This window comes from Agrobacterium burrii, assembly GCF_017313405.1.
GTDB lineage: Bacteria > Pseudomonadota > Alphaproteobacteria > Rhizobiales > Rhizobiaceae > Agrobacterium > Agrobacterium burrii.
Genome location: NZ_JAFLNA010000003.1, coordinates 53,945 through 76,066, shown reverse-complemented (window position 1 = coordinate 76,066; position 22,122 = coordinate 53,945). Strand labels below are relative to the sequence as shown.

Sequence of the window (22,122 nt, the reverse complement as noted above, 5' to 3'; positions counted from 1 at the left end):
CCGTCGCCATCACCTTGCAACCAACTCGGAATGAGCGGCGTGCCGCCGCCTGCACCCCCATAAGCGTTCGACGTACCCATCAGCGACCACCCTTCCGCGTGCGAAGTGCGGCGTTCGCCGTCGTCTTCAAGAAGTTCGAGCCGGAAGTGGACCATCCTTGGAGTAGCTTCTCGAAGCGCATCAGGGCATCGGAATCCTTGATGACCCCCTCCCACCCCGACGCTGGCCACGGCCCGCACCGATCGGCTGGCACGGCTTCGAGCAAGTCGAGAAGATTCGCCTGTAATGTCGGATGGGCGCGAACCAGCACGGCGAGCCCATCAATGCCGGGCGGCGCCGTATCGAAGGCGTCGCCACCCATGACGCGCCCGCGCAGTTCCTCGAAGACCTGCGCCGCCTCGGCCGGAACGAGCTGTTTGAGTTCGCCTTCGAATGCCTGGACGGCCAGTTTCGGGCCGAGCAGCTTTTCGACCACCGCTGCGAGCCGCCCGAGAACGGAGGCTGCGCCGAAATAGTCCTTCCGATCCTTTGTCACGAACAGGTATGGGCGCAGATCGACGTCGGCCAAGGCCGGTGACAGCCGCGCCCAAGCCCGTATCGCGTCGGCCGCTTTCCATTCGGTCAGGGTAGCGCTGTCCTTCGAGTCCGGCACGGCGGTCGGCTTAGGGGCATCGGTGGAACTGTTCTTCGGCCCGGCCCGCTTCGCTTTCGGGGCTGGCTTTATATCCGACGCAGCGGCTTCGAGCGCCGCCAAATCTACGCAGCGGCCGTCCGGATTGCGGGCGGCGGCGCTTGCGATCTGGTCGAACAATCTGGAGAGGAACCGTTCGGCCAGCATGAGCTTTGCCAGGACCGGCAGTTTCACGTCTTCTCCGAAGCCGCGAGCGAGCGCAGTTTGATGTCTTAGTAGCAGGGTGTTCAGGAAGCGCTTGATCTGCCGCGGATTGCCCTGCGTCCCGCTGGCCAGGATCGGGCCTACCTGATCGCTCAGTGTGAGCGCGTTCTGAACCTGGCCGGCTTTGTTGCCCAAGGCGGTCTTGACTGTCTGCGCGTCGAGCCCGCCCGTTTGCCAAGGGCGTTTGAGCAATTCACGCGCAACAGTGATGAGCGCCGAGTAAGCGTGATCGTCCTCACCCAGCTCGGCACCTATGAGCAACAGCGTAACGTAGATACGGGTTTCCGTCTCACCCAAAGCCGGAATCCGGAAGGGTATCTGAATCAGCTTTTCGAGATAGTTGCGCGCATAGTCACGAGGGCCGGTTGTGTCAGGCAACTCGGGGAAATGCTTGCGCACCGAATATTCGATCATCGCCTCGTCGGCAGCAACGATAAACGCGGTGCGGTCGGTGAAGACGAACAAACGAATAGCTTCGAGCGTTTCAATTGCTGTGTCAGGAAGACAGCGGTCAAGATCGTCGATGAGGACAATCAATTGTGTGACGCCAGCCTGCTTAAGCAGCTCGTCAAAAGCCTTGCGGAACGCCTCAATCTCTTCGGGAACATTCTTCGTCTCCCCCGATTTCAGCAGACCCTGCACACCTTCGATGGCCTTGTCATAATTCTCCTGCGTGGCGAGTTTCGAAGGATCGGAGAATATTCCCCTCAGGGTGCCGACCACTGCACCGACTTGGTCGGCAGTCGGGATTCCGGTGAACGCGGTGAAAGCGAGACCACCTCCTCGCCGGGCTATCTTGAGCCAATCGATCCGGTTGAAGATGTCCGTTACGGCTAAGCCAGCTCGAGTGAGCAGAGGACGTTTTTCAATAAGGCCGGTAACGATGCCTTCGATCAGGGCAATCTTGGCATCCTCGAAGCCCTGAAAACGCCAGCCATTGAATTTGATGCAGAGCACGTCTTCATCTGAACTGAGGCCATTTTCGATCATCTCAAGGATGCTGGATTTACCGGCGCCCCAGTCGCCATGAACACCGATCGTCACAGCGCGGTCAGGCTTTTCGCGCAGCAGTTCGATTATAGTTTTGGCGATCGCCTCATTGTTGAGGAGATCCACCTTTGTTTCATTATCCGTTAGAATCATTACCCCCCCCTATGCGCCTTTGCAGGCTTTATCCGCCGTTACGCGATTGCCCCCGCAAGCATTCGACCGCAGAAGTTATTGCGGCACCATCCGGCTTGGCTGATCCCCATTCCTTCCAGAAATCCCGCGTCGCGCTATCCGGCGCCACTTTGGGCATGTCGAGCTTGATCCGCGTCGGCAACAGAACCGCGTCACCCAATAGCAGCGCCTCACCCGTATCAAGTAACGGCAAGATGCTCGTCAGCCCCGCTAGCGAGTCCGGCATCAGACGCTTGATGACCCCCTGATCGGTTTCGTTCGTCAGGCGCAAAGCCAAGAAATTATTGCACTGGCTTAGGATCGTCCGGCTGACATCCGAGGGGCGCTGGCTTACCACCAACAGCGAAAAGCCGTATTTGCGGCCCTCCTTGGCGACCCGCTCGAATGAACCGAGGGCCTGACGCTGGACCGCATCAGCGTCATCGCGGACCGGAAGATAGAGGTGCGCCTCATCGCACAGTAGCGTAACCGGCGTCCGAGTCTTCCCGTTCATCCAAAACTGAACATCATAAAGTAACCTCGCCAGCGTCCCCGTCACTACGGGGAGCACGTCGGCGGGCACTTCGGAGAAGTCGATAATCTTGATGCCAGTATCATCGCCAGATTGCAGAAGCTTGAGCACCTGCGCGGCAAGCCAGTTGTATTTCATCGCAGCGGGCGGCGGTGCGAACATGAAGCCGTAGCGACGATCGTCCAGCTTAGCTTCGAGGCGCGACAGGAACCGTGTCAGCTTGTCCTCCCACTCCCCCTTTACCGGGCCGTTCTTTCCAACCCCTTTTGTGGTGTTGTCTATGTTCAGAAGCCCGACCAACTGTTTGACATCGTAAGGAATTGGCGAATCGACAGTGTACGTTTTCTTGATGTCCGCCTTACCTTCGGCATCGAGCGTCTGTCCTTTTAAAGAGCGGACATGCAGTGTGAACCGTGACGCCTGATTGGGCGCGTTCTGGTCGCTGCGATCGAGGATCATCGACAGCATTTCATCACGGTTGAGCAGCCAGTATGGAAGGAACAGCGTGTCGTCGCCTGGATTTTCCAGATCACCGGGACCAGCGACGCGGAAGCGCGTAGCGAATCCTCCGTTCCCCTTATCTGCCAACGGAGCGTATTCGCCGTGCATGTCGAACACGATGATGTTTGGAAACTTCAACTTTGCGGCCCGTTCGAGGATCAGTGCAACCGCCCAGCTTTTGCCCGATCCGGTGCTTCCGAGGATCGCAGCGTGCCGCTGAAAGAATTTGTCGCCACTGGCGATCGCATCGGCCGTGCGATCCGCAACAAACGTGCCAAGCTTGAGCTTTTCCTCGGCGGAAAAACCTGCGCCCAGGATTCCCATGAAGCGCTGAAGGTTTCCGCCTTCAATGACGAAGCAGTCCCGGTCGATCTGCGGAAAGCTATCCGCACCGCGCTTGAATGTATTCCGCCGATCTCCCTCCACCGTTCTGAATGTCCCGATCAACACTCCTTGGATCAGGTCAGTTGGTACCGCCGCTAAAAGCCCGCCATCGGCATCCTCATCGTCCGGGCCGGGCAATTCTTCCCTGATGCTGCGGGTGACGCGCTCAGTCATAGCGATGAGATATTCGCGCTCCGTCGCGCCGCGAATGGCGATGAGCTGTCCGATACCGATCCGCGTGAGCAGAACGGAGTTCGTCACATCGATCGCAACACGGCTGGTATCGACCGACGCGACGCGCCCGATTTTATCCTCGTCAGCAAATTGGAGAGCGGCTTCAGTCATGGTTCAAGCACCTCGGCAACGAATGAGCCCAGATCCCACAGGTCCAGACCGGGAAAGAAAGTCTCAACGCCAGCGACAAAGACACTAGAGCCGGAAACGCCAGCTTGTTCGGCTCGCTGAATCGCGATGACATTGCCGCACTCGTTTACGAGCTTCACCGCGTTTTCCGAAAGCCCGTAGGTCAAAAGGAGCGTGGGCACGCCACTGCGGATACGGGGCGTAAGGTGGGTTTCCAGGTGATCGTCGTTGAAGCCATAGCCGATCACGAGAAAGCGGCTGGCACGGTCGATCGCCGAATTTGCCCGTTCCCGATGGCGGTCGAACGGGCTTTCGTAGCCGTTGCGGAACTTGTTCAGCCCCGGCGTAATTATGAGCCGCGGTAGATCGAGATCGCCAGAGTAGCGCACAGGCTTCCCGTCGCGGTGATACCAATCGAGACTGCCATGAGGTTTGAAGATATTGGCGCGCGGACGATAACGATACTGCGCCCGTCCGGCCTTCAGCGTCACTTCCCGGCAAAAGCTCAAGCGACTTTCCTGCTCGTTCAACTCACCTGCAAAATGGCCGACGAACAACGTATCGACGCCGAGGCCGGCTTCTTCCACGGCGACCTCAACCAAGCGGTCATAGTTGGTTGTAACGACCGGAAGTCCGGTATGAGGTTTCAACAAGTGCTTGACGAGCCCGGTAAAGCGCAGCGTCCGGGTCCGTGAGAAAACTTCGGCAACGATTTGGCGCTCACGCATAGCGATCAGTTCGGCCGTGCGCGCAACGATTGCGATTTCCAATCCTGTCGTCGGCGGCACTTCCAGAAGAGCCGCTTCGAGTCCCTTAGTCGGCAGGAGCGGGGAAATCGCGCTCCAACGATCTACCTCCGCTGCTGCCAAGCCTGCTGTCACTGTCGCATCGAGATGGGTGGCCAGTTCACCCATACCCGGCAGCCCTTCCGCACATGACAGACCCGAGCCGATAACCGTCACTAGGCCGTCCGTCAGATGCTGTTGCAGCATTAGTTTAAGGTCGTGGATGTCCAAATGGTTCGTCACGTCTGTCTCTATAATGCGCCGATTCGATTAATATTACTGAAGATCAAAAACTAAGCGATACCAAATATATCACTACAACATAATAAAAATGACAATCAGGATGCATGACTTCAAGTTTTACGGCTTCATACATCCTGTTTCGGTCCCCGTGGCCAACGCCCGCCGGTGCTCATGCCAGGCGGGCGTCTTGGGCACCCCCCTGACACGGCGCATGGGATCGCGGACGCGCGGACGGGCTACCCCAGTTTAAAGGGCACCTATCCTACGGAGGTGCTTCAAGAACAAATCATATGATTCTTGTACATTGCACACTCTCCCATGAAGCTCCGCCTTGAGGGCATTGTACTGCTCGACCTTGCCACCATCGTAAACAATCATCTCCCTGTCCTCGTTAAGGTGGGGTGCCATCGCATACCGATAGTCCGAAACTCCCAATTGACTGCTCGGGAAGACGAAAAAATTTGCTGCGACGAACTCGTGTAGCGCTTTCGCTTGCGTCGAAAACAGATCGTAGAGTTGCACTGTTTTCTTGAATTGAAACGCGGCCTTAGGCTGGAGAAAGACCGAATATGAATGGTAAAACGCGGTATCCTGACTAGACAGATAGGAATGGTCATCGACCAAGTTTCGCAAGTACGCTTGAGGTAAATCTGGATCTGGAAGGTGCGCAGCCAGCGTTTCCTTATCGCGTAAGATTTGCCGGGCCTTCACGTCAAGGACGAAGCGCTTAAAAAGCAGGAGTGCAAGACCGATTACAACAAGAGAAACACTAAGCGCATAGCTTGTTCCGTCATCAACATTTAGTTCTGTTTTGTTCAAAATCACGGTCAGGATAGGCAGCCACCACGGCCCCAATAGACCCGCGAGGCCCGCACATATAAAGGCCATAGCAACCAATACAAGCAAATGCCTTCTATACGAAAAATGGAAACGACCATTTTCGCGGGTAATTTCAATAGACAAGCGATACCCCTCCAGATTTTCTAAAAACGTTCCATGGAACCCAGATAGACTTCTTACCAGTATTGGCGCAAATCAAGTTTGATCGACTATGTCCCTGCGCATCATTCTATGGATTGAAGTTGCCACGCTTTCGCTAACGCCTGCTTTATCGGCATATTCTATCCAGTTTTCGACATGGGCACGCATGTCTTGGACGATGCTCTCAGCCTTCTTGGGCTTCATCCCACAAAAGACGCCAAACTGAATAAGATCAGACAGGTCGAAACCATCACGTTTGCCATTGAGGCTCATCTGATGCTGGTGTGTCCAGCTACCGTCGGGGTTATAGGCGTAGCTCACGTCAAATGCGGGCGACAATCGCCATTCGCCTTTCCTGTTCATGAGAAACGCGATGTTCTTGACGTGATCGTCCTGGTTTCGGATCAGGATATTGAACACAGCCCTGCGGAACTGCTGTTCAATGTCGTAAGCGGGAAGATCGAGCAGTCGGATCGTCTCGACAGCCTGCTCGTAGGAATAGGCGCCGGCCGCGTTGAAGTCGTAATGGCGAAGCGCCGCAAGCGATTGCATATGCAGCTTCTGACCGCTGGCACTGCGATCGAAGCGCCGTGTCATGAAATGCGAACGGCCGCCCTCACTGTGAATACGGCATTCACTCATGTCGATGCCTGCGGCGACCGCAAGGAGATAGAAGCCGTATTCGATCAGCCCGAACCCTTGCGGGTCTGCCAGTTCCTTGTCCTTGTTGTTCGAGATACCGTCGAACTTCATGAGCCAGTAGCTGAAACCCTCACCGGCCTTGACCTGACCTGAGCGGAACTCTCCGGTCTTCTCGTTCCAAGCCAGGATCGCCTTCGCGCGAGCGCCACCTGCGGACGTTCCAACCCGCAGGATTTCTTCAAGCATTTCCCGATCATCGTCACCCTGCAAAACGCCTGTGAGCTTCTCACGGTTATTCAGGACATCGTTGGCGAGTTGCGTCAGAGCATCAATCTCAAGGATACGGGATTTTCTGGCAGCCTTGAGGATGGTCGGGTGAAACTCCAGCGCGCCCATGCCGCGCGTTCCAATATAGCAAAGGCGTTCGACCGGATTGAAACTCCCGGCCGATCTTCCCTGCGCAGCAAGCCATGTGTCGATCAGGGCATTACCGAACTTGTCAGGCAAGGAGTCGGCAAGAAGGCCCGGAAGACCTTTGAAGGCATCACGCGGCAAGGCCGGGAACTCATAAGGGTTCGACCCAAGCCGCATCATGATCGGCGCCAGTTGAATGTCGCTGGGAACGAACTCAGGCATATACTGGAATACGCCGACGCCACGCTGTTCGATCCAGCTCACAGCGCCAATGTCTTTGCCCCAAAGGCGAACGGTTGCGTCCGTCATTCTTCATCTTCTCCCCACGCCCAGTCGGTTGCTTTCTGGACGGCGTTGCGCTCACGAGCGCGTTGGCGCTCATGCCCCTCATGCCTGATGCGTTCAACCGGCCTGACATCGGGATCTGGCAAGGCTGCCACCAGCCGATCACCGAGGTTGAGCGCCGCCAGCACACGTATCAGCGTGTCGAGAGAAACATTCTCGCCAGCTTCAAGCCGCTTGATGCTGCGAACTGATGCGCCGGTCTCGCGGGCAAGGCTCGCCTGAGTGAGGTTCCGGCTGAGGCGAATACGGGCAATCCGCGTACCCAGCTCGTGCAATTCTCGCTCTACCGTTGTGAAGCCCTGCGCCGACATTGGGGCCATATCCCGCACCTTATCCAGAATAATCTAGTTAGAGTGCATTATATGGCCCATAATTGTATTTTTTCAATAGGAAACCAACTAGGGGTCATATTAGACCCATTAAATAGCAAGAAAGCATATAATAGGTCATATCTGGCCCCAATTGGTCAAACCGTCCCTCAAGTAGCTCGCCGCGCTTTTGCGAACCCGCGATCTGTGGCGATGAACCGCTCCAGCATCGGCACAATCAGCCGGGAGGGATCGGCGGCGGGCTGGCCGCTTTCGCGGGCCAGAACCTCTGCATAGGCGATCAGATCACGGTGGAGCGAACCGGGCAGCTCCACGGTCACTTTGACGGGTTTGTCTTCAATGAGCGGTCCAAGTTTCAGCTTTGTCATGGTCAGTTCCTGTAAGGTTCGAGTACCAGGTCGCGGGTGACGATGACCCTAACCGGGAAGCCCGGCCGGATGGTCAGCGTTGGGGCAACCTGCAACTGGCGCTGGACGATCTGCTTTCCGGCCTGATTGATGGTGTCCTGTGCGCCGTCGCGGATGGCGCGGATCAGACGGTCTTCGTCGTCGGTCGCCAGTTCCGTGCCAATGCCGAGCAGCGTGGACAGGCCCGCTGCTTTCATCAAATCCCACCAGTGGTAATCGACGCCATCCTCCAGACCGGCATAGCCGGAAGCGTCCGCGCCGGGCTGGCGCTCCAGCACGATCGAGCGGCCATTGGGCAGGATCAGGCGGTTCCAGACCAGCAGCACACGGCGCTGGCCGAACTGCACACCGGCGTCATACTGGCCGATGATGCGCGTTCCCTGCGGGATCAGGAGCAGCGCGCCGGTCGGGCTATCATAGACATTTTCCGTGACCTGCGCGGTGATCTGGCCAGGCAGATCCGAACGGATGCCGGTAATCATTGCAGCCGGGATCACGGCCCCTGCCTGAAGGATATAGGGCGATGCTGGCTCCATGATCCGATCGATGGCAACGGTCTGGCGATCCACCGGACCATTCAGAAAAGCCGTGTGTCGGTCCTGCGTTGCGGGCTGACCGCCAAGGTCAAGGCCAGCTAGGCCCGGCATATTGGAACCCGGTGTTGTCGTTGTCCTCTGCCCCGATTGCAAGAACACGGTGCTAAGACGTGCGGCTTCTTCTTCGGCCAAACGGCGCTCCTCGGCAGGATCGCGAGTTGGTGTTGCCATAGCAGGCGGCGTAACGGGCTGCCCCCTGTTCTGAGCATCGAGGATCGGGCCGCCGAGGTCGCCCGGCAAAGCTGGTCCCAAGACGGGGCCAGTATAATCGCGCGGTAAGCCAGCCAACCCGTCCGCTGTGGGGCGGTTCTCTGTTGAATAGAGTTCCTCGCCATTTCCACTCATGTCACGGGTCTGGAGCGCATAGATCAATGCACCGCCAATGCCGAGGAGCGCGACAGCTCCAACGCCGGCCAGCATCTTGCGCGACAGGCGGGTAACGCGCGGCGGCTCGGCGCGCAGGCGCATAGGATGCGCGTTGGTGGTCGTCTCTTCGCTCATGACGGCTTCTCCCCGGTCTTTGCGGGCTGGGCCGCCTGCCTTTGTTCAACGCGGACAATCTTGACGGTCTGTTGCCGATCGCCGCTGCCAAGGCGCAGCTCGGCAGCACCGAACAGGCGGTCCACGATCAGGATGTTCTGGTGAATGCGGCTGTTGACGATCTGCGTTTCGCCCTCGGAGCCTATGACGAAGATTGGCGGCATCTCGCCTTGCACGATGCCGCGCGGGAAGACGACATAGACACGGCGGCCATCGTCAAAGACAGAAATGGGTCGCCACGGCGGACCATCGCCCGTCAGTCCATAACGATAGTTGCGTGCCGTCTCGACAGGGATGATGGGGGCTGCCGGAACGGTCACGCGCTGACCGGCAGGTAGCGCGGGATAGGCCCAGGCCACAGCGGGCATATAGAGCGCCGCGCGGGCGCGAAGCTCAATGAGATAGACGCGGCGATCCGTGCTGATGACAAGATTGGTGGAAATATCCTCACGGGTCGGTTTGACGAGAATATGGACCCGGCGCGACGTACCGCCCCCGCTCTCGGTATCGCCAATGATCCAGCGGGCGGTATCGCCTGCCGCGATCGGTCCCGCGCCGGTCAGGCTTTCGCCCGGCTCCAGAGCGATATTGGTGATCTGTCCAGGTGCAGCATAGACCTGATAGAGCGCGCCTTCCGACCAGGGATAGATCTGGATGGCGTTATAGTAACCCTCGCGGCGCGGCTCGACGCGGGCGGCGGCATTGGCGTTCTCGACGCGGCCTGCCGGTGTTCCGGCAGCAGTTCCACCACGTGCGACCGTCCAGGCCGGCGGCGTGTGAAGCGGCCGAGGCCGGTCATCGGTGACGGCGGCCTGCACAACAGGCAACGCCGGCACATCGGCATCATAGCTGAACTGCGGCGGCTTGTTGGTAGCGCAGCCTGCCAGCATGGTGGCCGAAAGCAACAAAGCCGCGAAGGCGGGCTTACGGAAGACCGGAAAACCGGAATCGCGGGAAAACGCGATGGTCATTGGCTCATCTCCCGCGACCATGAGATTGCATTGACGTAGATGCCGAGCGGATTGGCGCGCAGGCGCTCGGCATCGCGCGGCGTCTGGATCACGATGGTGAGGATCGCGGTCCAGCGCTCGGTCGTGGAAAGCTGCCCGTTCTCGTAGTGGCGCTCGGTCCAGGCGACCCGGAAGCTGTCGTTCGAGGCACGGATGACGCTGGAAACCTCGACTGCGATCTGCTGGCGGCCAACACGGGTGAACGGATCATTGGCGCGGGCGTAATCGTTGAGCGCGGCCGCCCCCCTATCCGTGGTGAACTCATAGGCGCGCAGCCAGTTCTGGCGCACGATGATGGCGTCCGCCGGGATCGAGCGCGTCTGCTCGATGAAGCGGCCAAGATGGAAGGCGATCTGCGGATCGGTCGGACGGTAATCGGCCGTGGCTGCGGCGACGGTCTGGGCCTGGCCGAGATTATCGACCTGCACCACCCAGGGCACGACGGTCCCTCGCGCCGATTGAAGAACGAGCGCGGCAGCGAAGCCCGCCGAGAGGATCAGCGAGCCGAAGGCCATATAGCGCCAGTTCTTAGCCTGCGCGCGGGCCGAGCCGATGCGCTCGTCCCAGACTTGCGCGGCTTTCTGATAAGGCGTCTCGGGTTCGGGCGATTTGCCGTAATGGGTCGATGGACGTCTGAAGATGTTCATGAGCGGTCACTTTCGGAAATGTTGACGGAAGAGCCGCCGCCGTGGCTGTCACCGGAGCGCACGGCATGGGCGGCCATGGTCGTGCCTTGATTGAGCGCCTGGCGGCGGTGCATCTGCTGCGCCCATGCAGGCGGTCCGCCCGCCGGTGCGGAGGCGGGTGCGGCAGCGCCGGCCACGCTCGCCCCACCAATGGTTCCCTGTGAGGACGATCCACCGGTGACGCCGAGCCCGGCGCGAGCGCCATCGGAGAAGCTGGATTTGACGCTTTCCGCTGCTTTCGAGGCCGCTCGTTTCAGGGGCGATGCGGCGGCGGAGCCTGCCGCGCGGACAACTCCGCCGAGGCCGGAGGCAACACCGGCAGCCCCTGACTGGCCGAGCGATCCGACACTATAGGCGGCGCTCACCGCCCCTGCCGCAGCAGCACCGCCACGGACGGCAGCAGCTCCACCCGACAGCGCCGCTGCCCCTCCCTTCGCGGCCATGCCTGCGGCAGCGCCGCCGGCAAGCATCATGCCGCCAGCGGCAAGGCCGGTTCCAACTGCTGCACCTGCGCCAAGCTGCGGGCCGCCAGAAACCAGACCGGAAGCGATGCCGGGACCGAAGATGCCGAGGCCGAGAAGGGAAAGTGCGGCCAGCACGATCGCCATGGCGTCGTCGATGGTCGGCGTCACGCCGCCGAAACCGGCCGTAAAATGCGTGAACAATGTCGAGCCGATGCCGATGATGACGGCGAGCACCAGCACCTTGATGCCGGAGGAGACGACATTGCCAAGAACTCGCTCGGCCATGAAGGCGGTCTTGCCAAAGAGGCCGAAGGGAATGAGGACAAAGCCCGCAAGCGTGGTCAGCTTGAACTCGATCAGCGTGACGAAGAGCTGCACGGCGAGAATGAAGAAGGCGAGCAGTACCAGCGCCCAGGCGAACATTAGGCAGGCGATTTGGATGAAATTCTCGAAGAACGACCAATAGCCCATCATGTCCGAGATGGATTCGAGCAGCGGGCGACCGGCATCGAGGCCGGTCTGCGCCACCTTGCCGGGCCGCAGCAGATCGGCGGCGGAAAAGCTGGTGCCCGAACCTTTCAGGCCAATACCTGCGAAGCTGTCGAAGATGATCTGGGCGAGATTATTCCAGTTGCCGATCAGATAGGCGAAGACGCCAATGAACAGCGTTTTCTTGACCAGCCGGGCGATGATGTCGTCGTCGGCACCCCAGGACCAGAACAATGCCGCCAGCGTTACGTCGATGACGATCAGCGTGGTGGCGATGAAGGCGACCTCGCCACCGAGCAGGCCGAAACCGCTATCGATGTAACTGGTGAAAACACCCAGAAAGTTGTCGATGACGCCGGTGCCGCCCATGGTTCACTGTCCCCCGTTCTGATGCGGAGCGGCGGGCACCGGCGTCCGGCCGAGGAACCGGTCGCGGTTCTCGGCCCAGGTGGCGAGGCAGCCGGGATCACTCACGGCGGCTTCGCCTAACTGCTGGCAGTGGCGCAGGCTCTGGCGCAGCGGATCGGCAGGCGCCTGAAGCGCCGGGGCCTGACGGGGCTGCGCTGGTTCGTCCTCGCGTGTCATTTCGATCACCGTCGCGGTGATGGCGATGGCCACGAATATGATCGCGCCCAGCCGGGCCAGCATCTTGCCGTCCATGTCGCGCCCTTCCTGTCCGGTCAGTTGTTGCCGTTGCCGAACATCCGGGCATTGCCGGATTGATAGCCCGATCCCGGCGTCAGAAAGCGCTCGCGCTGGATGCGGCCCTGTTCGGCGGCGGTGGCGCGTTCGGCTTCGATCAGGGCTTCGGAGCGACCATTGGCGGACATCAGCGCGATCAGGTCGGAAAGCTGCTGCGACTGGAGCGCGAGAAGCTGATTGCCCGCCTGCGTCGCCTGCAACGCGCCGGTCGCGTTCTGGCTCTGCCCGACCAGAGCGGACATCTCGGCGCGGTTGGTGTCGATATTCCCGACGACACCAGCCTGCACGCGCATGGCGTCCTGCAAGCCGCCGACAGTATTCTGCCAGCGGGACCGCGCATCGGCGACGAGCTGGGCGTCGGTCGCGGACAGCGAAACCTTGCCGTATTTCTGTTGGAACATTTGATCGACGTTCTGCACATCGAAGGCAATGTTCTGCGCCTGGGCCAGAAGCTGCTGCGTGCGCTGGACATTCTGCTGCAAAGTCTGGAGCGAGGAGTATGGCAGACTGGCGAGATTCTTCGCCTGATTGATGAGCATTTGCGCTTCATTCTGAAGCGAGGTGATCTGGTGGTTGATCTGCTCCAGCGTGCGTGCGGCGGTCAGAAGGTTCTGCGCATAGTTGGTCGGATCATAGACGATGCGGCCGAAGCCAAAAGCGTGAGCGGGGCTTGCCAGCATGGGCGACAGTGCAGCAGGCATGGCGAGCGTCAGCGCCAGCACGAATGCGCTGACATATCGGGAAACGGGGATACGAATCATGGCAGGGTCTCCTTTTCTTGGCTGTCATCTGGATGGATTTGATCTGGCGCGACCGACCGAGCGGGCTCTGTCCGTTCGACAAGATTGGTAAGGTTCGGGATCAGGTCGGCCGCCCATTCGACGCCGCGATCGCGCAGCCAGGCGGCGAGGAAACCGTCCTGCCCATGCTCGGCGACAAGATCGGCGATGCGGGTCTGATCGGTTTTGGATGACGCGGCGCAGAGCGCGAGGCCGACTTCGCTGAGGCCAAGCTCGAACAGACGATTGCCTCGGCGCGACTGGCAGTAATAATCCCGCTTGGGTGTTGCCCGTGCGAGGATCTCGATCTGCCGATCATTGAGGCCGAAACGGCGATAGATCGCTGTGATCTGTGGCTCGATGGCGCGTTCGTTCGGCAGCAGGAGCCGTGTCGGGCAGCTTTCGATGATGGCAGGGGCGATATTGCTGCCGTCGATGTCAGAGAGCGACTGCGTGGCGAAGATGACGCTGGCGTTCTTCTTCCTGAGCGTCTTCAGCCATTCGCGCAGCTGGTTGGCGAAGCCCTCGTCATCCAGCGCCAACCAGCCTTCGTCGATGATGAGCAGCGTCGGCCTTCCGTCGAGCCGGTCGCCGATCCGATGAAACAGATAGGCCAGCACAGCCGGCGCAGCGCCTGTGCCCACCAGCCCCTCGATCTCAAAGGCTTGCACATCGGCGTGGCCGAGATGTTCGGCCTCGGCGTCAAGCAACCGGCCATAAGCGCCACCGATGCAATAGGGTCGCAGCGCCTGCTTGAGATCATTGGATTGCAAGAGGACCGCGAGACCGGTGATGGTGCGCTCGCTGACGGGTGCAGATGCCAGCGAGGTCAGCGCCGTCCAGATATGCTCCTTCACCTCCGGCGTGATGGTCATGCCCTCACGCATCAGGATCGCAGCGATCCAGTCAGCGGCCCATGACCGCTCATAAGCATCATCAATTCGCGCGAGCGGTTGCAGGGAGACGGAAACCTCCGATCCCTCGGTCAACCCGCCGCCGAGGTCATGCCAATCGCCGCCCATGGCCAGCGCGGATGCCCGGATCGAGCCGCCGAAATCGAAGGCGAAGACCTGGCTGCGTTCATAGCGGCGGAATTGCAGCGCCATCAGCGCCAGCAGCACGGACTTGCCCGCGCCGGTCGGGCCGACGACGAGGGTATGGCCCACGCCGCCGACATGGAGGGAAAGCCGGAACGGCGTCGAACCTTCGGTCTTGCCATACAGCAAGGGGGGCGCTCCGAGGTGTTCGTTCCACGCCGCGCCCGCCCACACGGCCGATAGCGGGATCATGTGGGCAAGGTTTAGCGTCGAGATTGGTGGCTGCCGGACATTGGCGTAGGCATGTCCGGGGATCGAGCCGAGCCAGGCATCGACGGCGTTGACGGTTTCCGGCATGGCCGTGAAGTCACGGCCCTGAATGATCTTCTCGACCAGACGCAGCTTTTCGTCAGCGACACGCGGATCGGCGTCCCAGACCGTGACGGTGGCCGTGACATAGGCCATGCCCGCAACGTCAGCGCCCAATTCCTGCAAGGCCATGTCGGCATCGAGCGCCTTGTTGGCAGCATCGGTGTCGACCAAGGCGCTGACCTCGTTGGTCATCACCTCTTTGAGGATCGCTGCGATGGATTTGCGCTTGGCAAACCACTGGCGGCGGATTTTGGTGAGGAGCCTCACTGCGTCCGTCTTGTCCATCAGGATGGCGCGGGTGCTCCAGCGATACGGGAACGCGAGCCGGTTCATCTCGTCGAGCAGGCCAGGCGTGGTCGCGGTCGGGAAACCGATGATGGTGAGGACTCGCAGATGCTGATCGCCTAGGCGCGGCTCCAGTCCGCCGGTCAGGGGCTGGTCGGCCAGCAGCACATCTAGGTGCATGGGCACTTCGGGCACGCGCACGCGATGACGGTTGGTCGAGATCGCTGAATGGAGGTATGTCAGCGTGCCGGTATCATCGAGCCAGCGGCATTCCGGCATGAAGCCGTCGAGCAGCGCCAGCACGCGGTCGGTGCGGTCGATGAAGCCGTGCATCAGTTCATGCGGATTGACGCCGGATTGCTCGCGGCCTTCATAGAGCCAGGTCTCAGCGAGTGCGGCATCTTCGGCGGGCGGAAGCCAGAGGAAGGTCAGGAAATAGCCCGACACGAAATGCGTGCCCGCTTCCTCGAACCCGGCCTTGCGCTCGGCATCGACCAGTGCGGAGGCGGCATCTGGAAAACGGCTGTCGGGATAGGTCGCAGCCTCCGAGCGTTGTGCCTCGACGAAGATCGACCAGCCGGAACCCAGACGGCGCACGGCGTTGTTGATCCGACCGGCGACGGCGACCAGTTCGGCGGCGACAGCAGAATCCAGATCCGGCCCGCGAAATTTGGCTGTCCTCTGGAAACTACCATCCTTGTTCAGCACGACGCCGGGGCTGACCAGAGCTGCCCATGGCAGATAGTCAGAAAGCCGAGCGGAGGTGCGGCGATATTCGGTGAGGTTCATCATGCTCGCGCCCTCACACCGACAGATGACCGGGGATGCGCAGATGCCTGCGCCCGACCTCGACAAAGAGCGGGTCGCGTTTGGCTGCCCAGACCGCGAGGAAGTGTCCGACTGCCCAGATGGCGAGGCCGACCAGCCAGAGACGAAGGCCGAGGCCGACGGCGCCGGCCAGCGTGCCGTTGACGATGGCAATCGAACGCGGTGCGCCGCCGAGCAGGATATGCTCGGTCAGCGCCCGGTGAACCGGAATGGAGAAGCCCGGTACCGCATCGAGCTGTTCAAACCCGCCCGCCATCAGATGAGCGCCCCGCCGCCGAACGAGAAGAACGACAGGAAGAAGCTCGACGCCGCAAAGGCGATGGACAGACCGAACACGATCTGGATCAGCTTCCGAAAGCCACCTCCCGTATCGCCGAAGGCCAGCGCCAGACCTGTCGAGATAATGACAATCACGGCGATGATTTTGGCGACCGGCCCCTCAATTGACTGGAGAATGCTCTGGAGCGGGGCCTCCCAGGGCATAGACGAACCGGAGGCGTGTGCGGCGGGCGCCAGCATCAGGCTGATGGAAACAGTTGCTGCGGCGGTTGCCATGATGCGGCAGCCGCGCGAAATCGTGCGGATCATGAAGAGTCTCCTTTCGAGCTGGTAGCGGGGGTAATGTCGTAGTCGCCGTCCGGCCCCAGCCCATCGACGCGGGCGAGTTCGACCAGCCGGCGCGACGATCCGCGCCCGGCAAGGACAGCAACAAGGTCGATTGTCTCGGCGATCAGGGCGCGCGGGACGGTGATGACGGCTTCCTGGATGAGCTGTTCGAGGCGACGCAGCGCACCGATGCCCGAACCGGCATGGATAGTGCCGATGCCGCCGGGATGTCCAGTCCCCCAGGCTTTGAGCAGATCGAGCGCTTCGGAACCGCGGACCTCACCGACCGGAATGCGATCAGGGCGCAGGCGCAGCGATGACCGCACCAGATCGGAGAGCGTGGCAACGCCATCCTTGGTCCGCATGGCCACGAGATTGGGCGCGGCGCATTGCAGCTCGCGCGTGTCCTCGATGATGACCACGCGATCCGAAGTCTTGGCGACTTCTGCCAGCAGCGCGTTGGTCAGCGTGGTTTTTCCGGTCGAGGTGCCGCCCGCGACAAGGATATTGGCGCGCGCGGCGACGTTCAGGCGCAACACCTCAGCCTGAGCGCTGGTCATAATTCCGGCGCTTACATAGTCGTCGAGCGTGAACACCGCGACGGCGGGCTTACGGATGGCGAAGGCAGGTGCGGCGACGACAGGCGGCAGAAGCCCCTCAAACCGTTCACCGGTTTCGGGCAGCTCCGCCGATACACGCGGGTTGCGGGCATGAACCTCCGCGCCGACATGATGGGCGACGAGGCGCACGATCCGCTCGCCGTCGGCGGCGGACAGCCTCTCCCCCGTATCGGCCAGCCCTTCGGACAGCCGATCCACCCAGATACGGCCATCCGGGTTCAGCAACACCTCAACCACACCGGGATCTTCCAGAAACCGCGCGATGGATGCGCCAAGCGCTGTGCGCAGCATCCTCGCGCCGCGCGCAATAGCCTCCGGTTTATGGTGATGTGTCGTCATATCGGCCCCAATTCAGGCGGGGCGCTACAGACGGACCCCGCAGTGGGGTCGATTAAGAAAGCCCGAAATTGGGCTTGTTCAACAAGTATTTACGCGCGTGCGGCGACCGGCGATTATCGGCGGTAAATTGGACAGGTTGATGATTCAAGAATGGTTTCCATCGCCGACCAACTGACTCAGCATGAGAATGCTACATCCCGAGTTGGCTTCTTCAGCAATATTCCTAGTACTGTCAGACTTTATCTAGCATTTTCATAAACGCTTGAAATCTATCGTTGCCTTCCGCAAATACAACCTGCTTCACGCTATCTGGTAACGACAGCACTATCGTAAAGATTAAATCCGATTCTTGTCTGTCACCATTTGCAGCAACTTCAAAAGTGCGGGATCTCTATTCCGTGGAGACCAAACGGCCGAAAAAGTAATGGTTTCCGGCTCATCGCGGATTGGGAGAAAAACCACATTAGGTGGCGCGGACGCTACATTCTCTTCGACGCAAAGTGAAATGCCATGTCCGCCAGCGATCATTGGCATTAAGGTACTGTGGCAGACGTCAACATGAAATATCACGGGAGTCATCCATCTGCCGGCAGAACGTGTCACTATCAGATCGTTAATTTGCGGGCCAGTACCGCCTTGGCGGACGAGAAAAACTTCTTCTGCAAGCTGAGGCCACTCGACATCTGATTGGTCTGCCAAACGATGCTGCGTCGGCAATGCGACCATAAGACGATCTCGCCAGATCATACGAGAATTGAGGTCAGGTATTTCGTAATGACAAGCCATGAATGCGATGTCCAACTCACCTTCGCGTACCATGAACTGTGCGTCCCGAGCTGTACCTTCTACAATTTGAAGCCGGACCCCAGGATTTTTTTCACGGTAATTTTTTAGTAGGCGATCAAGAAAGCCGCCCGGGGTAAGGGCATGAATACTGATTCGCAATTTGCCCTCCCCGCCGTCCGGCTGCATTGCAGCCGTATTAATTGCACGATCCAAAATCCCCATGGCACTTTGAACTTGTTCGACAAAACGTCGTCCTGCAGTTGTAAGCCTGACACCCCTCGTATTTCTATCAAAGAGGATTACACCAAGATCCTCCTCTAACGCCTTTATCCGAGCACTAACACTCGACTGACTGATACCAAGAGCGAGTGCCGCACGATGGAAGCTAAGATACTCTGCAACTGCAAGAGCTTGAACCAAAGCTACCATCGGTATACGGCCGGTCCTCAAGAAGTGCTTGGACCTTTCAGTATCGGATGCCTGAGCGACACGCCTTCTCACTGGCGCTTCCTTTGTCCATGGCTACGTCGATATTGACCACGTTGCGTTTTAGAACAATTGCGGCTCGCAGAGCGCAGAACAGATGAAAGAAAATCCAACATTCATTCCTCATTTATCAAATCAAATTACTATTCATTTTCACTTCTAATTCTAAGTGATCACTCTTCAGAATTACATCTAGAGGACAGCATCATGAAGCAATGGCGCTTCCTTGATCCATACACACGCACCTTCAGAACCAGCTAGAGCACTAAGATCGACATTAGCTGGAAGACGGCCCCAGCTTTGCGCGTTCAGGGTCATGCCATTGGCCGTAAAAGTGCCTGACAAAACCAGCAACTCGAGTCCTTGCGGGTTTGCGACGATGATTATCTCGCCTGCCATCCACTCCTCAAGTCGAACCACCTCGTGTCCGTCATCGAAAAGGATAGTTGCGGCGCTGGCGCCTTTGCGCGGCTCGACCACGTCACCTTCGCCGGGCTGTCGCACGATCTGGGTCTGGTCGCCGTCGCGATACTGCCACAACCGCACGAATATGATGCAGCCATCCTTTGCGGCAGGAACGTGGGAGGTGCCGGGCGGGTTTCGGAAATAGCTTCCGGCCGGATAGTCGCCATGCTCATCCTGGAACGTGCCGTCGAGGACAAGAATTTCTTCCCCGCCCCTATGGGTGTGCCGCGGGAATGCGCTCCCCGCCGCATAGCGCACGATCGAGGTGGCGCGCGCCACTTCATCGCCCACCCGATACAACATGCGACGATCGACGCCCACAGCCGGGCTCGCGACCCAATCAAGTTTCGTGGCGTCTACAATAATGGGCTTGGTAAGGTCGTCGTTAATGCGCATGGGCCTGCTCCTTCATAGTCAGAACCATGCGGTACTTTACGTCACCGGATTTCATCTTCTGATAGGCTTTGAATGCCTGGTCCAACGGCATCGTCTCGATTTGCGGACGCACTCCCGCCAGAACGCTAAAGTTCAGCGTCTTCTCGTTCTCGTAGGGGGTGCCGGTTATCGACCCGAGCAGGCCGCGCTGCCCGACGACCAAATGTCCCGCCGAGACAGGGAGTGGATCTTTACCTGCACCTAGCAGAACAAGGCGTCCGTGCGGCGCAAGTCCTGGCATGAGCGATGAAACCGCCTCTGCATTGCCGATGGTGGTAATGATCGCCTTGGCTCCACCCATCGATTTGAGCTGAGCGGCAGCATCTTCAGCTTTGGAATCAATGTAGATGTGAGCGCCAAGCGTCAAAGCATCCTCGGCTTTGTCTGGTCCACGCCCGACAGCCACCACCTTGAAACCCATCTTGCGCGCATATTGCAACGCCATGTGCCCAAGACCGCCGATCCCGAGGATCGCCACCAGATCGCCAGCTTCAGCGCCTGACTTCTTCAGCGCATTGAAGGTTGCGATACCTGCGCACAGAATGGGTGCTGCTTCCTCGGAAGCCAGTTCGTCTGGTATCGCGACAAGACCTGTGCCGCGCGCCAGCATCATTTCCGCATAGCCCCCGTCGCAGGAGGCCCCGACGAAGTTCTGGCTTTCACAAAGCTGGAACTGACCCTGGCGGCATTGCACACATTCATTGCAGTGGCCGCCAAGTCGTCCGACACCAACCCGCTGCCCCAGCTTCCATATCGAGGAGGCGTTCTCGCCGATGGCGATGATGCGCCCGACCACTTCATGTCCGGGAACACGTGGCGGACTGAGGAACGGATCCGCGCCTTCAATGTCACCACTGTCAGCACCACAGATGCCACAGGCTTCAACTTCAATGAGAACTTCGCCCTTGCCAGGCTTTGGGGTTTCACGTTCGACCAGTTCGAGCGTGCCCGGCGTTGTGACCTGCATGGCTTTGTATGTAGTCTTCATCGCTGTGCCTCCTTCAGGAGTTTGGGGAATGAGGCGCTATGACCCGATCTGTAGGGCCTGCGTACCTGTTAATGATTTCTCGAGCAGCGCGTTCAGCTGCTTCGACCGCTCCCGCAAGGTAGCCAGGCTCTGTAAGACTGGTTTCACTACCGGCAAGAGTGAGGCGATCCTGCAAATCGCTCGTAACCCATGACTGCGAGCTCGGGCTCGGATGACCGCCAGCTATCTGATCGTCGCGCGTTGCGGTGGGAGGATCGGCCGCCCAGTCCTTGAACAACTTGGCGCGCGGGTTGGCAGCCTCCGGTCCGAAGCGTTGGGCGAGTTGCTGCACCGAGGCGGCGACAATGGCATCTTTGCCAGGGACGATTCGCTGTTCGGCCGGAACGCCGACGAAACCGAATAGCACAGCCTTGCCGGACGCTGTTGTTGCATCATGTATCTCGACAAGCGGACCCACCATGCTCTGGGCGGTACCTGATAGACCTGCATCCCGCCAGAATGGTTTATCGTAAAGAGCAAAGAATTTCGCATGTGGTGCCATCCAGGTCACAGTTTCACGCCAACGGCGGGCCGTTGCTGTATCAATCGCAGGCGCGAAAGTAACGCTGGCCTCAAGAAGGCGAGGTGGCAGCGCCAGGATGATATGCTTGACCGTTAAGCTCTCTGCTGCGCCACTACTTGTTTCAGTTAGGCTGAGCTCCATCTCCGCCACGGAAAGGGCGATACCCGACACACGCGCGTTGAGACGGACGCTGGACCCCGGAAGGCTCTCCGCAAGCGCCCGGATTATAGCACCGGTGCCTCCAGCGAGCCGCATCGACTGGGGCACTTGGCGCATGCCATGATAACGCTGCGGTGCTTCGCGCGACATGCGCTGAGACACGACGTCGCCCTCACTGTTTTGCGCGAAAGAGGACAGCTCTAAGTGCTGAACCATATCTCCTATTGCCGGCTGCATAATGGGCCAGAACCAGGAGGGACCGAGATCAAACCCATCCACTGACACATGGCCGTTTGCATCAGCAGTCAGGATGCGTCCGCCAAGCCGGTCTCGTGCTTCAAGCAACAGAAAGCTGATTCCAGCCTGATGAAGGGCATGAGCAACTGTCAAACCGGCAAGTCCGCCACCAATGCTGACTACTGGGTGCTGCAAGACGATAACTTTCAATAAAGTGAATGGGGGCACTCAATGGCCCCACATTGGTGGTTATTCCTTCGGCAGTGCCGCGATGGTATCGAAAACGCGAACGGTGTAGGTCAAAGCCGCGCCCGCATTGAGAGAAATTGCGGTGCCAAGCGCCTCTGCGATTTCTTCATTGGTTGCACCCAACTCGACTGCCTTCTTGGCATGTACGGAAATACAGCCGTCGCAGCGTGTCGTCACGGCGACAGCGAGCGCGATCAGTTCGTGAATCTTGGTTTCAAGCTTGCCGGTTCTGGCGGCACTGTTCTCGACAGCATGAATACCGCGCATGACGTCAGGAGCCAACTTGGCGAAATCGCCTACGCGATTGATCAACGCATCACGATACGCATTCCAGTCTTGCATGGTGTTGGTTATTATTTCTGATCCTTTATGTAGCAATCTGGGGCCAGAGCCCGAAGGCTCCGGCCCTCCAAACATGAG

Annotated in this window: 22 protein-coding genes; all 22 read right to left on the bottom strand. The window is 59.4% G+C overall.

From position 1 onward, the window contains the following. Window positions 1–79: 79 nt before the first annotated feature. The 22 genes from qatA to JZX89_RS06940 all read right to left on the bottom strand — a co-directional run bounded on the left by qatA (window position 80) and on the right by JZX89_RS06940 (window position 22,044). Entirely contained in the window at window positions 80–2,038 is a 1,959-nt protein-coding gene (gene qatA, locus JZX89_RS07045; protein WP_151653887.1) for a Qat anti-phage system ATPase QatA, read from the bottom strand. 28 nt (window positions 2,039–2,066) lie between these two features. Then, the gene (locus JZX89_RS07040) at window positions 2,067–3,818 is read right to left on the bottom strand and encodes an ATP-binding protein (protein WP_151653885.1); all 1,752 of its coding nucleotides are present in this window, start codon (window positions 3,816–3,818) and stop codon (window positions 2,067–2,069) included. Next, on the bottom strand, window positions 3,815–4,864 hold the full coding sequence (locus JZX89_RS07035; protein WP_207133580.1) for an SIR2 family protein: 1,050 nt from the start codon (window positions 4,862–4,864) through the stop codon (window positions 3,815–3,817). The genes JZX89_RS07040 and JZX89_RS07035 overlap by 4 nt, the downstream gene beginning before the upstream one ends. A gap of 246 nt (window positions 4,865–5,110) precedes the next feature. Next, window positions 5,111–5,827 (bottom strand): hypothetical protein, encoded by a 717-nt coding sequence (locus JZX89_RS07030; protein ID WP_151653883.1) that lies wholly within the window; start codon window positions 5,825–5,827, stop codon window positions 5,111–5,113. A gap of 72 nt (window positions 5,828–5,899) precedes the next feature. Then, window positions 5,900–7,210: a type II toxin-antitoxin system HipA family toxin gene (locus JZX89_RS07025; RefSeq protein WP_151653881.1), complete on the bottom strand. Its 1,311-nt coding sequence runs from the start codon at window positions 7,208–7,210 to the stop codon at window positions 5,900–5,902. Then, window positions 7,207–7,566: a helix-turn-helix domain-containing protein gene (locus JZX89_RS07020; protein ID WP_151653879.1), complete on the bottom strand. Its 360-nt coding sequence runs from the start codon at window positions 7,564–7,566 to the stop codon at window positions 7,207–7,209. The genes JZX89_RS07025 and JZX89_RS07020 overlap by 4 nt, the downstream gene beginning before the upstream one ends. Before the next feature lie 158 nt (window positions 7,567–7,724). Further along, window positions 7,725–7,943 carry a DUF2274 domain-containing protein gene (locus JZX89_RS07015; RefSeq protein ID WP_151654612.1) on the bottom strand — a complete coding sequence of 73 codons (219 nt, stop codon included), beginning with the start codon at window positions 7,941–7,943 and terminating at the stop codon, window positions 7,725–7,727. Between the two features lie 2 nt (window positions 7,944–7,945). Further along, on the bottom strand, window positions 7,946–9,046 hold the full coding sequence (locus JZX89_RS07010; protein WP_440131599.1) for a TraB/TrbI/VirB10 family type IV secretion system protein: 1,101 nt from the start codon (window positions 9,044–9,046) through the stop codon (window positions 7,946–7,948). Window positions 9,047–9,075: 29 nt separating this feature from the next. Continuing rightward, on the bottom strand, window positions 9,076–10,089 hold the full coding sequence (gene trbG / locus JZX89_RS07005; RefSeq protein WP_151654608.1) for a P-type conjugative transfer protein TrbG: 1,014 nt from the start codon (window positions 10,087–10,089) through the stop codon (window positions 9,076–9,078). After that, window positions 10,086–10,775, bottom strand: coding sequence for a conjugal transfer protein TrbF (gene trbF / locus JZX89_RS07000; RefSeq protein WP_151654606.1), 690 nt, complete (start codon window positions 10,773–10,775; stop codon window positions 10,086–10,088). Before trbF ends, trbG begins: the two co-directional genes overlap by 4 nt. Beyond that, window positions 10,772–12,136 (bottom strand): P-type conjugative transfer protein TrbL, encoded by a 1,365-nt coding sequence (trbL, locus tag JZX89_RS06995; protein ID WP_151654604.1) that lies wholly within the window; start codon window positions 12,134–12,136, stop codon window positions 10,772–10,774. The genes trbF and trbL overlap by 4 nt, the downstream gene beginning before the upstream one ends. 3 nt (window positions 12,137–12,139) lie before the next feature. Further along, window positions 12,140–12,427, bottom strand: a complete 288-nt coding sequence (trbK-alt, locus tag JZX89_RS06990; RefSeq protein ID WP_151654602.1) for a putative entry exclusion protein TrbK-alt — start codon at window positions 12,425–12,427, stop codon at window positions 12,140–12,142. 20 nt (window positions 12,428–12,447) lie between these two features. Next, window positions 12,448–13,230: a P-type conjugative transfer protein TrbJ gene (gene trbJ, locus JZX89_RS06985; RefSeq protein ID WP_151654601.1), complete on the bottom strand. Its 783-nt coding sequence runs from the start codon at window positions 13,228–13,230 to the stop codon at window positions 12,448–12,450. After that, the gene (gene trbE, locus JZX89_RS06980) at window positions 13,227–15,734 is read right to left on the bottom strand and encodes a conjugal transfer protein TrbE (RefSeq protein ID WP_151654614.1); all 2,508 of its coding nucleotides are present in this window, start codon (window positions 15,732–15,734) and stop codon (window positions 13,227–13,229) included. The genes trbJ and trbE overlap by 4 nt, the downstream gene beginning before the upstream one ends. Window positions 15,735–15,744: 10 nt before the next feature. Beyond that, a complete protein-coding gene (locus JZX89_RS06975) occupies window positions 15,745–16,026 on the bottom strand; it encodes a VirB3 family type IV secretion system protein (RefSeq protein WP_092958015.1) in 282 nt (93 codons plus the stop codon). Further along, entirely contained in the window at window positions 16,026–16,358 is a 333-nt protein-coding gene (locus JZX89_RS06970) for a TrbC/VirB2 family type IV secretion system protein (protein WP_151654599.1), read from the bottom strand. Before JZX89_RS06970 ends, JZX89_RS06975 begins: the two co-directional genes overlap by 1 nt. Then, window positions 16,355–17,335 carry a P-type conjugative transfer ATPase TrbB gene (gene trbB / locus JZX89_RS06965; RefSeq protein ID WP_151654597.1) on the bottom strand — a complete coding sequence of 327 codons (981 nt, stop codon included), beginning with the start codon at window positions 17,333–17,335 and terminating at the stop codon, window positions 16,355–16,357. The genes JZX89_RS06970 and trbB overlap by 4 nt, the downstream gene beginning before the upstream one ends. Window positions 17,336–17,671: 336 nt before the next feature. Then, window positions 17,672–18,550 carry a LysR family transcriptional regulator gene (locus JZX89_RS06960; RefSeq protein WP_151654595.1) on the bottom strand — a complete coding sequence of 293 codons (879 nt, stop codon included), beginning with the start codon at window positions 18,548–18,550 and terminating at the stop codon, window positions 17,672–17,674. A gap of 249 nt (window positions 18,551–18,799) precedes the next feature. After that, window positions 18,800–19,468, bottom strand: a complete 669-nt coding sequence (locus JZX89_RS06955; protein WP_151654594.1) for a cupin domain-containing protein — start codon at window positions 19,466–19,468, stop codon at window positions 18,800–18,802. Beyond that, a complete protein-coding gene (locus JZX89_RS06950) occupies window positions 19,458–20,474 on the bottom strand; it encodes an alcohol dehydrogenase (protein ID WP_369809537.1) in 1,017 nt (338 codons plus the stop codon). The genes JZX89_RS06955 and JZX89_RS06950 overlap by 11 nt, the downstream gene beginning before the upstream one ends. A gap of 34 nt (window positions 20,475–20,508) precedes the next feature. Further along, window positions 20,509–21,681, bottom strand: coding sequence for a flavin monoamine oxidase family protein (locus JZX89_RS06945; protein ID WP_369809536.1), 1,173 nt, complete (start codon window positions 21,679–21,681; stop codon window positions 20,509–20,511). Between the two features lie 21 nt (window positions 21,682–21,702). Beyond that, window positions 21,703–22,044, bottom strand: coding sequence for a carboxymuconolactone decarboxylase family protein (locus JZX89_RS06940; protein WP_151653414.1), 342 nt, complete (start codon window positions 22,042–22,044; stop codon window positions 21,703–21,705). Window positions 22,045–22,122 lie beyond the last annotated feature (78 nt).